The sequence below is a fragment of the Butyrivibrio proteoclasticus P6B7 genome, from assembly GCF_000622085.1.
Lineage (GTDB): Bacteria > Bacillota > Clostridia > Lachnospirales > Lachnospiraceae > Butyrivibrio > Butyrivibrio proteoclasticus_A.
The window spans coordinates 69,779-83,098 of sequence record NZ_JHWL01000002.1 but is presented as its reverse complement, the minus strand read 5'-3'; the positions used below and the strand labels follow the sequence as shown (position 1 = coordinate 83,098).

Below are 13,320 nucleotides of genomic sequence, written 5' to 3'. Positions count from 1 at the left end.
AGATTTACCCCACATCCTCATAAACAGGATCTGTAAACCTTGCCACAACATTCTGCAAAGGCCCACCATAGCAATACATTCCCACCATGGCACCGGTAAATCTCTTTCCCATTTTTAATCCTTCATCACAAAGATAATACACATCAGAAAGCCTTGTAAATGTATTTTCTTTTCCAAAAACTGTATAACTTAGTACTCTTTGAAGATAGTCTGTTGTCATGGTAAAAGAAATCTCTTTTGCCTCAGTGGGCAGTGGCTCCTTGGAAACCTTCTCGCTAAGGGCTTCACCACAGTGTTCCAGAGCATAAACATAGTTGCTGCCCTCCACGTTCTTAATTCCAAAGCATATAAAGGTATTCTCATCGTAGTATCCAGTAATTCCGGCGTTCTGTCCATCAGAAAGCTCAGGAATCTCCAGCGTTACACTATATTTGAATTTAAAAGAGCTTTGCCTTCTAAGGACGATATTCCTACTCTGAACGCTGCTTAAAGGATATTTACAGCCTCTAATGTCAAAAACTCTGTGACCATCCTCCTCCAAATAATTGATATTGCCCTCAAAAAAGGTTCTTGGAGTCGTATAGTCAAAAGGAAGTATCTCTTTTGCCTTAGGAACATCTGCATCCTCTGAGCCATCCATGTCCGGATAAGGCTTAACCTGCATATATGACGGTCCCTTTAGGTCATTAACTATTGGCCATCCATCGCTGGTCCAGGTTACAGGGTCAATTGCTGTCTCTCTTCCAAGCATACTGTATTTATTATCTATCTTGCGTCCGCAAAGATAGACCATAAACCACCTTCCGTCGTTAGTTTCAACCATATCTCCATGCCCACATCTCTGGATTATGGCACCTTCATCCTTCTGTCTCATAATAGGGTTATAGGGACAGGTCTCGTAGTTACCAAACAAAGTCTTAGATCTGGAAACCGTAACTCTGTGTCCATCTCCAGTTCCACCTTCTGCCTCAAGAAGATAGTAATATCCATCCTTCTTAAAAAGATGTGGTCCCTCCGGAGCCCTCTTGTGATCTCCATAGTACAAAAGCTTTGCCTCGGAAATCTGCTTAGTTGCTGTCTTATCAAGCTCCAGTATTCTGGCGCCTCTATTTAGAAGCATATATCTTTTGCCATCGTCGTCGTTAAAAAGGCTTGGATCAATACCGTCCTCGTCAATATATACAGGCTCCGAATATGGACCCTCGGGGCGCTCAGATGAAACTATGATCTGACGCCTATATACCGGAGGTTTATCGTTTAACCTAAGGGTCGCAGTAATGTAGAATTTGCCCTCATAGTACGAAATATCAGGAGCCCAATAACCTCTTCCTCCCTCTAGATCGTCAATCCCTGCACAGTTAGGGTCAGTTATGGCATGGCCTATTATCTCCCAGTGAATCAGATCTCTAGAATGGGAAATTGGAATACATGGGAAAAAGATAAATGAAGAATTCACCATGTAATAATCGCTTCCAACTCTGCAGATTGAAGGATCTGGAAAGAATCCTCGTCTTATGGGATTCTTATAAAAGTCCTCGTATTTGTGACCATATTTATTTTCAAGGTACTCTTCAATGCCGGCAAAATCAGGAGCATTCCCTGTACCATCTATCTCTTTATTATCAGTTTCATGTAACTGTTCACGAACAATATCCCAGCTGGTCACAAGATTGTTGTCACCGGCTGTGGGATCCATTCCACATTTATCAACCAGATATATAAAGAGCTCCTTATTCCCGGAAAGAGCTGCATAATGAAGAGCATTCCTGTGATCATCGTCATATTCATTAAGGCTAAGTCTGGAATACTCCACATAATACCTGACTATATCGAAGTTCCCAAGCTTAGCTGCAAGGAAAAAGCCCTCTTTGTCTGCCTTTTCAGGACTATAGACAAGTATCTCTTTTACCCCGTCAAGATTACCGTCTATTATTGCTTTCTCAAGTTCCTTATCCATATTAATCCCCCAAAAACACTTATAGCTCTGTAGTCGTTACACTTAAAAAGTCCCCATGACCTCCCTTGTAATCCGGATCTGTACTGGTTGCCAGAGCAAAGATACCAATCTTAGCTCCAACCCAGGTATGATCAGAAGGTGTATAGTCTACAGGAAGAACTACCTCTTCCCCATCTCCAAAGGTTACCCTCACCTTAAGTGAAGGATTCTTCTCACCTTCTAAAGGCCATATGTTCTTATAATACAAAAGCTCTGAATCAAAGTTCCTGCCTTCAATATCAAAGATAAGCTTACAAGAAATATCAGAAAGATCCTTATCTGTAACATCCAGAGTATAAATAATATCTTCCTTCCTCTGCTTATCTTCTCCATAGGATTCGGCTACCTTAAGGAAAACTCTTGCATCCTGCTCTTTTTCCAGATAGACCATGATATACTGACCACCTGTCATGCACACTCCAGCCCTCTCTCCAATGCATAGACCAGACATGTCACATTTAATTATAGTCTCAAAAACAGGATATACCAACTTCAAAGTAAGGACATTACTGCTTCTCCAAAGAGTCGGTTCCTCATCTCCTGATGGATTAAGGCAATAGAGCCTTATACCGTTATCACGTCCCGTGACTGCCGAATAGAAAGACTCCTTATGATTACCAAGCCACTGCCAGTTAAGGTTGTACTTGCCGCCCTCAAATTCATCCGATGCAAAAAGAGCTGTCTTTTCAAAGTCCCCCTCTACGTCGGGCTTGTCATATATTTCTGAGGGATGACCGATTCCATTATCATCAGGATTAACCCCAATAACAGGCCAGCCCCTATCCCAAGTTACCCTTTGCATGTGACAGATTCTGCCATAAAGGCCTCTGTCCTGAAAGTGAATAAACCATTCTTGGCCGGACTTTGTATCAACAAGGCCTCCCTGGTGAGGTCCATTTATTACGCTATCTCCAGACTCACAAACTGTCTTAAGCTCATAGGGGCCATAGATATCCTTACTTCTAAGAGCAACCTGATATCCTTCCTTAACACCTCCTGCAGGAGCAAGGATATAGTAAAATCCATCTCTTTTATAGACTTTAGGCCCCTCAATGGTTATAGCAAGGTGTCTCTCATCATTGCCATCAAATATAAACTGATCCTCAGATATAGCCTTAAGGCTATCAGGTGAGATCTCAAAAATACCAAGAATACTCTTAAAGCCAATTCGGCTCTTAGCATAACCATGGATAATATAGGTTCTTCCATCCTCATCCCAAATTGGACATGGATCAATAAAGCCCTTTGCTTCCAAAACGCGAACAGGTTCTTCCCAGTCACCAAGGGGATCTGTGGTCCTTACTACATAGATTCCCTCATCAGGCATTCCATAATATATATAGAACATTCCCTCATGAAATCTTATGGAAGGAGCCCACACTCCCTCTGAATGTCTTGGAATATCAAAGCGCTGTTCCTTTATATTCTTAAGAGCATAGTTCTTAAGTTCCCAATTAACCAGATCCTTGGAAATCAGAATAGGAAGACCTGGTGTGTAGTTAAAGCTTGATGCAGTGAGATAATATGTATCTCCAACCCTTATCACATCAGGATCACTATAGTCTGCAAATAAAATCGGGTTTTTGAATTGTCCATTACCTAAGTCTGAAAATCTCATTATTATACTCCTAAGACAATTAACCGTCCGGAATATAAATACTCCGGACGGCTACAAAACAATTGATTACTCCTTTACCGCTCCAATATTAACACCCTGAACGAAGTATTTCTGAAGGAAAGGATACAGAACCATGAATGGAAGAATCGCTGCTACGATACCTGCGTTAAACAGTGTAGTCTGTGAAACATTATAGGCAGTGGTAGGCGTATCACCAGCCATGGTCATATTATAAAGCTTGTACTGGAAGTTAACCTGGTCAGGATCACTAATGTAGATCTTAACGGTTGAATAGTCATTCCAGATAGTTACTGCAAACATAAGTCCAATGGATGCAAGAGCAGCCTTAGACAAAGGAAGCACGATCTTAAAGAAGATACCCATTGGAGAACATCCATCGATCTCAGCTGCCTCAAAAAGTGAATCAGGAATGTTCTCAAAGAAGTTCTTCATAAGAACCAGATTGTAAACATTCATACCATGCTTAAATACAAGGATCCACATCTTGTTAATAAGACCAATCTTCTTCATTACAAGGTATTCAGGGATCATTCCACCTGAGAATATCATTGTAAACAGAAGGAAATAAGCAAAAATCTTTCGTCCTGGAACTTCCTCTTTAACAAGAACATAACCACCAAGTGTGGAAAGTGTAAGTCCAAGGAATGATCCAAGTACAGTAGTGATCACTGAATTAAGGAAAGGTCTATAAAGCTCTTTGGTAGAAACAATAACCTTATATCCATCAAGAGTAAAATTTCTTGGCCAAAGTCTGAACTGATAAACACCTACTGAATTAAGTGAGTCGACTACTACCTTCCAAATAGGAATAAGGATAACAAGTCCAAGTATAATAAAAACAAAATAGTTAACTATATCGAAAACGCCAAGTTTTCTCTTGCGGCCCGCAACCGCATTCATCTTCTTCGCCATGGTGAACCTCCTTAAATAATGCCGCGTCCGCGAGTCTTCTTACTGAGCCAGTTGCAGAAAAGAACAAGACCGCAACCAACCAATGACTTGAACAGACCTACCGCGGTGGAATAACCGTAATTTGGAAGTGCATTTCCAAATACCTGACGATAGATATATGTAGAAATAACATCGGCTTTCTCATATACAGCTGGGTTATAAAGAACAAATACTGACTCAAACATGTTAAGAACCTTGGCAAGGTTGAGAATCAGCACTGTAATAATCGTATTCATAAGAGCTGGAATTGTTACGTAGCGGATCTTCTGAAGTCTCTTAGCACCATCAATATCAGCAGCCTCATAAAGCTCAGGATTGATACCTGATAAGGTTGCAAGGAAAATAATAGTGCCCCATCCTGTCTCTTTCCATATGTTAATGATATAGAAAATAGGTCTCCATAAATTCTTATCAGCAAGGAAATAGATGAATCTATTGGTATCTCCCTTGAAAATAAGGTTGTTAACAAGACCAGTATTTGATGGGGAAAGGAGCATTCCAAAAATAGATGCTACTACAGCCCATGACATGAAATGAGGAAGATAAATGACTGTCTGAAGAGTCTTCTTAACAATCATGTTGCCCATTTCAAAAATAAAAACTGAAACAATAACTGAAGATAAAGTTGTAATAAGTAACTTGACTACACTAAGTAATAGTGTATTACCAAATGATGTCCAGAAAGCACTGGCTCCAAGTCCAGTAAACATCTTTTCAAAATTAGCTGTTCCAATGTACTTTGGAACTCCAACCGGCTTGTAATCATAAAAAGCAAATTTTACACCAAGCATTGGCCAGTAATAAAATATAAGGACAAATATGAAAACAGGAAGAAACATAAGGTAATAACCTCTTGCATTCCAAATTCTCAGTCCTAATGGTTTTTTTCGAATGTTTCTACCATCCTTTTTGCTATCTATCTTTGCCATAAATTATCCCCTTTGATTACCATTTAACTTGGCTTTTTCAAAAAATAGCCTGCCTAAGGCCTTCCTTAGGCAGGACCATTTTTAGATAAGATCAAATACTAAATTACTTAGAATTGAGCTCTTCAAGAACCTGATCGATGATTGCACCAACCTCAGCCTTGTATGTCTCAAGAGCTGTATCTACATCAACACCCTCAACGATAACTGAAGAAACAACCTTATCCTTAGCATCATTGATAGTTCCCTGTGCCTCTGTAAGTGTGTCTGAAGAAGGAGAAAGTGGAGCATCCTTCATGTGTGCTGTGAAGAATTCGTTACCCTCTGCTGCAAGTGAAGACTGATTTACATAACCAGCATAGTCACCCTCAAGGCTGCAGATTGTAAGAGCTGGATCAAGATGGTTCTTCTTCCATAATGTGTTAGGGTCGTTTGGTGATGGCTTAAGGTGGAACTCACCCTCAGCGTACTCATAGTCTTTCTTCTTCTCAGGATCATCTGGGTTAGTTGTGAAAGACTCAGCCTTTGTTGACCAGTGAACGTCCTCAGCACCGTATGTCCAGAGAATCTGACCAAATCCGCCATCAAGCATTGTCTCGAAGAATGCATCGAAGATAGCCTGCTCACGTGAATTGTCATCGTCGCCATCGTTAATGATTACCCATACAGGAGCTTCTCTGTTGATGTAAGCACCAACCTCAGCTACAGGAGCGATCTCAACGATTTCAGAATCAACATCGTTCTTTGTAAGTGAATCTGTAAGGTTCTGGTACCATGTTCCAGCCCAGTATGTGAATACACCAGCTGAACCTGTCTGGTCATTTGAGAACCACTTCTCACGAGCATCCTTAGTACCTGCTGTAAGAGACTCAGGATCGATAACACCATCTACATAAGCCTGACGAAGTCTTGTAAGAGCTTCCTTAGTAGCATCCTCCTGGAATCCGTCTACCCACTGACCATCCTTCTCATAGATAGCTGGGTAAGCATCCTGCCAGAACTCTGGAAGGTAGTTGATGTATGGAGCCTCGAATCCAAGGAATCCAGCAGAGATAACACCGTATGTGTCTCCGTCCTTGCCGTTGCCATCTGGATCGCCATTATGGAATGCAAGAAGCATGTTGTAATAGTCTTCATATGTCTTGATGTCATCTGCGCTTAATCCGCAGTTATCAAGCCAAGCCTTCTTTACATAAGTAACACATCCGTTACCATATGTAGGAGCAATACCGTAAAGTCTTCCGTTGCCTACTGCCTTAACGTTCTCGTTAACGTTAGGATAAAGCATACGTGACTGGAAATCAGCGTTCTCATATGCCTCAGTCATATCCCAAAGGATACCTGTGTTGATGTACTGAGCATACATAGAAGCTGGCATGATCATAACGTCTGGCATATCGCCTGAAGCAAAGATTCTACCAACAGCATCTACATAGCCTGAGTGATCCTGCTGCTTGATCTCAAGGTGAATGTCATGTCCGAGCTTCTCGGAAACATAAGCATCCCACTGATCGTTGAACTCCTGCTGACCATTCTCCTGGTTAGCTGTAAGTGTTCCATCAACAACCATTGTGATCTTGTCGAGCACGTACTCGCTAGCTGCCTCTTCTGAAGCACCTGTGGAAGCGCTTCCAGTGTTGCTGTCTCCGCCAGCTGTTGTGCCAGCACCAGAGTTAGTACATGCAACAAGAGAAGCTACCATTGCTGTTGAAAGAAGTAATGATAAAACTTTCTTTTTCATATCTACTAATCCTCCCATACATTAGATGAAAAATAAATGTAAGCGTTTTCAAAGCTTATGTAAGTAATTTATCATGTATTGAAATCCTTTGCAATCGTTAATTTTGCATAAATTACATCGACTTTGTTCACTTTTTCTCAGAATCCCCGATTTTCCTAGATTTTCGTAAGGGCTTACATAAATACTTTTTACAAAAAATATGTCCAAAATATGATTTTGAAGGTTCAAAAACCCAATTTTGCATAATCGCATATCATTTTCGCCACATTCCATTGTGCAATTTGCACATATAACGTTTAAAGTGTAACTCCCCTCTTCCAGATTGCCATGTCATGAAAGCCACTAATCTCGCTTTTTAGCTTCTCTCCAGAGGCTGTTCTTACAATCTTTTCAAAGAGTTCGTCTGTAAGTTCATCAAAGGTTCTTCCTTCTAGAATCTGGCCTGCTCTATAATCGATCCAGTTGCCCTTCTTATCTGCAATAGTGTTATTGCTGGCAATCTTAAGCGTAGGCACAGGACAAGCAAATGGAGTTCCTCTTCCTGTTGTAAAAAGAACTATCTGCGCTCCACTACTTGCCAAAGCCGTAGCTGCACAAAGGTCATTGCCTGGAGCACACAGAAGATTAAGACCTGTAACATCAGTTCTTTCGCCATATTCAAGAACATTCATGACTGGGTAATCTCCTGACTTCTGAGTACATCCAAGAGACTTATCCTCCAAAGTAGTGATTCCACCTGCTTTATTACCTGGTGAAGGATTCTCATAAATAGGCTCACCCTGCTTGGTGAAATACTCCTTAAAGCCATTTATCATGTTCACAGTATCATTAAATGTTTCAACATCCTTACATCTGTTCATAAGAATAGTCTCTGCGCCAAACATCTCTGGAACCTCAGTCAAAATCGATGTTCCGCCGTATTCAACAATCCTGTCGGAAATCCTTCCAACAAGTGGATTAGCTGTAATTCCAGAAAAGCCGTCACTTCCGCCGCACTTAAGGCCTATTACCAGCTTGGACAGATCGCAGTCAGTTCTTTCATCCTTAGAAGCTGTCTCAATAATATCCCTAAGAAGCTCAAGGCCATCAGCCATCTCATCATCGCTTTCCTGACATACAAGGAACTTAACTCTTGATGAATCCACATCACCTATGTAAGGCTTAAGCACATCGATATTACTATTCTCGCACCCAAGGCCCAACACCAGTACGCCGCCAGCATTTGGATGGTTAATAAGATCAGCCAGGATAGTTCTGGTATGCTCCTGATCATCGCCAGTCTGAGAACATCCATAATTATGAGTAAAGGCCACAACCTCATCAACAGAGCCTTTGACAAAAGAGCTAGCCTGCTTAGCCATAGCAGTTGCAATATTATTTACACATCCAACTGTAGGGATGATCCATACTTCATTTCTGATGCCAACTTTTCCGTTTTCTCTTAGAAAGCCCTTGAAAATACCCTTTCTGGATCCCATAAGAGATTTCTTTTCCTGTATATAGGAAGAATCAGGTTCATATTTGTATTCCAAAATTCCCTCAAGATTAGTTTTGGTATCATGGGTGTGAACCCAGGCTCCAGCCTTGATATCGCTGGTGGCATGGCCAATGGCATAGCCGTATTTAACTACATTTTCCCCTGTGCCGATATCGGTAATAGCGATCTTATGGCCTGCAGGAATCTCTTCCAAAGCCGTAATCTCTTTACCATCTGTAAGAGTGATCTTATCACCCTTAGACAGCTTATCCAGGCACACAACCACATTATCCAGCTTATGTATCTGTAAAAAATCAGTCATAAAAATACCCCTTTATGTAAGATTACGCAATGTTTTATGTAAGCGTTTTCATCTAAATCATATCTTCAAATAGTGCTAGCGTCAACAAATATTTGCTATTGTATTTACTATCCCTCTCTTGTATAATTACTATGTCTAAATATGAAAAGGCTTACATACTTTTTTCATAAAAACCATAAATATTTTCGGGAGGGTATGAAAATGAAGAAATTCATGGATGCAGATTTCCTACTTCAGAGCGAATCTGCTAAAAAGCTTTACCATGATTATGCTGAGAATATGCCTATCTTGGACTACCACTGTCATATTAGTCCCAGAGAGATTGCTGAGGATAGACATTTCGACAACATTACTCAGGTATGGCTTGGAGGTGATCACTACAAATGGCGTCTTATGAGAGCCTTTGGAGTTGATGAGAAGTACATCACAGGAGAAGCTTCTGACAAAGAGAAGTTCGTTATGTTTGCAAAGTGCCTTGGTAAGGCAGTGGGTAATCCTCTTTACCACTGGGCTCACTTAGAGCTCCGCAAGTACTTTGGCTACAACGGCATTCTTAATGAGAGCACTGCTGAGGAAGTATACGATATCTGTAATAAAGTACTTCAGTCACCAGATATGAGCGTTCGTAAGCTCATCAAGATGAGTGATGTAACACTTATCTGCACTACAGACGATCCAGTAGATACACTTGAATGGCATGACAAGATTGCCGCTGATGAGACCTTTGACGTACAGGTACTTCCAGCATGGCGTCCAGACAAGGCTAAGAACATTATCAAACCCGAATTCGTTTCATATATTGGCACCCTATCTGAAGTTAGCGGTGTAAAGATCGATTCATTCAAATCCCTTAAGGAAGCTCTCAGAGTAAGACTTGATTACTTCGCATCCAAGGGCTGCAACGTAACAGACCACGCTCTTGAGTATGTTATGTACAAGCCTGCTACAGATGACGAAGTTGAGGCAATCTTCGCCAAGAGACTTCGTGGTGAGACTCTCACTAATGAAGAGTACCTTAAGTACCAGACAGCCTTCATGTTATTTGAAGGTGAAGAGATTGCAAAGCGCGGCTGGGTAATGCAGCTTCACTTCGGATGTAAGAGAGACAACAACTCTCCTATGTTTGAAAAGCTTGGTCCAGATACAGGCTTTGATACAATTGATGCTTACTACCCTATGGGCGAACTGGCTGACTTCCTTAATGCACTTCACTCCAAGAACAGCCTTCCTAAGACTATTCTTTACAGTCTTAACCCTAATGATGACAAGATCATCAACACTACTCTTAATGCCTTTAACGAAGGCCCAACTGTAGCTAAGATTCAGCAGGGAAGCGCTTGGTGGTTCAATGATACCAAGCAGGGCATGGAGAGACAGCTTGCATTTGTAGCAGAATCCGGTAACCTTTCAGGATTTGTTGGTATGCTCACTGATTCAAGAAGCTTTACTTCATATACAAGACATGACTACTTCCGCAGAATCCTTTGTAACTACCTCGGATCCTTAGTAGAAAATGGTGAGTATCCTGAAGAGAACCTTGATATTTTAGGTGAGATTGCCAAGGATATCTCCTACAACAACGCTGTGAGATATTTCAAATTTTCATTAGAAACGAGATAAAATATGGGCGAACAGATGACTATTTATGATATATCCAAGAAGGCTGGCGTATCCATTGCTACTGTCTCAAGAGTTCTTAATGGCAGTACTAATGTTAAGCCCCGTACCAAGAAAAAGGTAATGGATATTATCGAACAATACGGATACAAACCAAATGCATTTGCAAGGGGCCTTGGTCTTAACTCCATGAAGACCATCGGACTTCTCTGCGCTGATGCATCAGACTTATATCTTGCAAAAGCCATCTACTACATTGAACGTAACCTGCGAGAAAATGGCTATAATTCAGTCCTTTGCTGTACAGGCTATGATATGGAAGCCAGGAAGGAATCCCTTAATCTCCTTCTTTCACAGCACGTGGACTCAGTTGTAATGATAGGTTCTAACTTCATCATGAACAATGACGAGGATAACCAGTACGTTAAAGACGCTGCTGCTTCTGTTCCTATCATGCTCCTTAATGCTGACTTTGACTGTCCTAACGTCTACTGCACACTGTGTGATGACTACAAGGCCACACAGGATGCCACTGAAAAGCTAATAGAGTCCGGGGTAAAAGATATCCTGTATCTTTATAACAGTAACTCCTACAGTGGACTTAAGAAGCTGGCAGGCTTCCAGAATGCCCTTATCACTCACAACATTCCTCTTAAGAAGGAATTACAGCAGTGCTTTAAGGGAAGCCACGAAGACATCGATGGCGTTAAGGATTTCGTTGAAAAGATCAGCAAAAAGGGCGTTAAGTTCGAAGGTATAGTAACAAGTGATGATTTCCTTGCTATTGGCGCCATGAACTATGCCCGTGCCAATAAGATCAGTGTTCCTAAGGATCTCCAGATCATAGGCTACAACAACTCAATCCTTACACACTGCTCTGAGCCCAACATCTCCTCTATAGACAACAGACTTGAGGATGTATGTGACCAGCTGGTTAAGACCCTTATTGGTAAGCTCTCCCAGAGCGAAATGCCACAGAAGATCATCTTCTCCGGCGAACTGGTTAAGAGAGGTTCAACTTCATTCTAAGCAATAAATAATCCCGAGGCTTTAAAATAGCCTCGGGACTTTTGTTATCATTATCTCTTACACCCTTTCGAAAACACTGTCATAGTTCTGATCTTCGCTTGTATATATTGCCATTTTACAGGAAGTCATATACTGGTTCCACGGCGAATTGTCCACATTCAGAGTCTCTTCTTTATACTTCTCATTTAGAGCTTCAAATAACTGCTCCCTATCGTAATAATCTCTGTTAGTAATAATAGCTACAAATTCGTTGCCTTCAATTCTAAAGACCTGAGAATTAACAAATATTCCGCAAAGGATCCTACATGCTCCTGTTATGTAATCATTGCCCTTTTCTGTGCCATATCTTTCATTGATATCACTTAAGTGTCTTAGCTTAACCTTAACAATACCAAACTGGGCTGTCTTCTTCTGGATATCCCAGTTAAGGGATTCAACCATTTTACCATAGGCAGATACATTCTTAACCTTGGTAAGAGGATCCTGATAGGACAGATTGCTACCACTGCTATCCTCAATAACTGTAACTACCCTGTTCTTGCCACTGTGCTTACCATAATAAAGCTTTTCGTCGGCACCGCTTATAACCTTATCAATGTCTTCATCACTAGAAAACAATGACATACCAAAGGTCATAGTCACGCTGAACATATTCCCTTCGAATTCAAAAGGTATTTGCTCAATTTCTTTTCTAAGACCATCAAGAAACTCCACCGGATCGTACTTTCCATCCCTCTTTCCAAGGAAAATAAACTCTTCACCGCCCCAGCGACAGCACAGGACATCCTTTGATAAAAAGAGCTTTCCAAGAGTCATAAGAACATAATCACCACAGTTATGACCATAGGTATCATTTATCTTTTTAAAGCCGTCTATATCAGCGATGGCTAGCCAATAATCTTCCTTTTTCTTCTGGATCTTCTCAAACTGAGTAGATATATAGTATCTGTTGGGAGCTCCGGTGAGCTTATCATGAGAAAGCTGGTATTCAAGCTGTTCCTCAGAGGAATTGGCAATAAAAACAAGGAGCTGTAATACAAACAGATTGATAACAAAAACAATTACGCCCCACAAAATAGAAAGCCAAAACTCTGCCTGTCCTTCCAGTGAATATGGAGCTGGATGATAGAACTGATAAATATAGGAGCCAAGATAAAGAGCCATACCAACAATACACATAGGCATAACCTTAATATATTTAAGCTTAAGAGTACGCCCGGTATACTCTGCATAGAAAGCAAGAACATTCATACCAATAAGTGTAATCTGGAATCCAGCCTTCCATCCTGTTAAAAGAACTGCCAATGTCATATGAGCAACAACTTCCAGATATACAGATACAGCATAGAAAGGAAGCCACTCCTTGTAGACCACAAAGAGCGTAAAAATATAAAACGCAATGCTAAAGACGTTAAACCTGACCATAGGTGTAACGCCGCATTGCACAAAGATAGCTATCATAAGAATGTGTATAAACAAAAAGCATATTGCCATACCAGCTGCTATCAGCTTGGCTCTTTTCATATTCATGAACATGGTAAAAGAATGCCTCCTAAATATACAAAATCAGTAAAGCGTTCATTCATGTTCATTATATCATCATAGCAATGAATTTCTAATTA

The 13,320-nt window shown here is 40.8% G+C and carries 9 protein-coding genes; 2 read left to right on the top strand and 7 right to left on the bottom strand.

Going from position 1 to position 13,320, the window contains the following annotated elements:
- Positions 1–4: 4 nt before the first annotated feature.
- The 6 genes from T541_RS0101935 to T541_RS0101910 all read right to left on the bottom strand — a co-directional run bounded on the left by T541_RS0101935 (position 5) and on the right by T541_RS0101910 (position 9,052).
- Entirely contained in the window at positions 5–1,957 is a 1,953-nt protein-coding gene (locus tag T541_RS0101935; RefSeq protein WP_242840737.1) for a family 43 glycosylhydrolase, read from the bottom strand.
- A gap of 19 nt (positions 1,958–1,976) precedes the next feature.
- Complete coding sequence (locus tag T541_RS18560) at positions 1,977–3,614, bottom strand: glycoside hydrolase 43 family protein (RefSeq protein ID WP_034465716.1); 1,638 nt, start codon at positions 3,612–3,614, stop codon at positions 1,977–1,979.
- 66 nt (positions 3,615–3,680) lie between these two features.
- Positions 3,681–4,547 (bottom strand): carbohydrate ABC transporter permease, encoded by an 867-nt coding sequence (locus T541_RS0101925; protein ID WP_026651098.1) that lies wholly within the window; start codon positions 4,545–4,547, stop codon positions 3,681–3,683.
- 11 nt (positions 4,548–4,558) lie between these two features.
- Positions 4,559–5,515 carry an ABC transporter permease gene (locus T541_RS0101920; protein ID WP_051538044.1) on the bottom strand — a complete coding sequence of 319 codons (957 nt, stop codon included), beginning with the start codon at positions 5,513–5,515 and terminating at the stop codon, positions 4,559–4,561.
- 103 nt (positions 5,516–5,618) lie between these two features.
- Positions 5,619–7,253, bottom strand: a complete 1,635-nt coding sequence (locus T541_RS0101915; protein WP_026651096.1) for a hypothetical protein — start codon at positions 7,251–7,253, stop codon at positions 5,619–5,621.
- Positions 7,254–7,549: 296 nt separating this feature from the next.
- A complete protein-coding gene (locus T541_RS0101910; protein WP_026651095.1) occupies positions 7,550–9,052 on the bottom strand; it encodes a UxaA family hydrolase in 1,503 nt (500 codons plus the stop codon).
- A 201-nt stretch (positions 9,053–9,253) separates the two neighbouring features.
- Between T541_RS0101910 and uxaC the strand changes: the two genes are divergently transcribed.
- Both uxaC and T541_RS0101900 read left to right on the top strand, forming a co-directional pair.
- The gene (uxaC, locus tag T541_RS0101905; RefSeq protein WP_026651094.1) at positions 9,254–10,672 is read left to right on the top strand and encodes a glucuronate isomerase; all 1,419 of its coding nucleotides are present in this window, start codon (positions 9,254–9,256) and stop codon (positions 10,670–10,672) included.
- A 3-nt stretch (positions 10,673–10,675) separates the two neighbouring features.
- On the top strand, positions 10,676–11,698 hold the full coding sequence (locus tag T541_RS0101900) for a LacI family DNA-binding transcriptional regulator (protein WP_242840736.1): 1,023 nt from the start codon (positions 10,676–10,678) through the stop codon (positions 11,696–11,698).
- A 57-nt stretch (positions 11,699–11,755) separates the two neighbouring features.
- Here T541_RS0101900 and T541_RS20470 read toward each other — a convergent pair whose 3' ends face one another.
- Complete coding sequence (locus T541_RS20470; protein WP_051538043.1) at positions 11,756–13,234, bottom strand: GGDEF domain-containing protein; 1,479 nt, start codon at positions 13,232–13,234, stop codon at positions 11,756–11,758.
- Positions 13,235–13,320 lie beyond the last annotated feature (86 nt).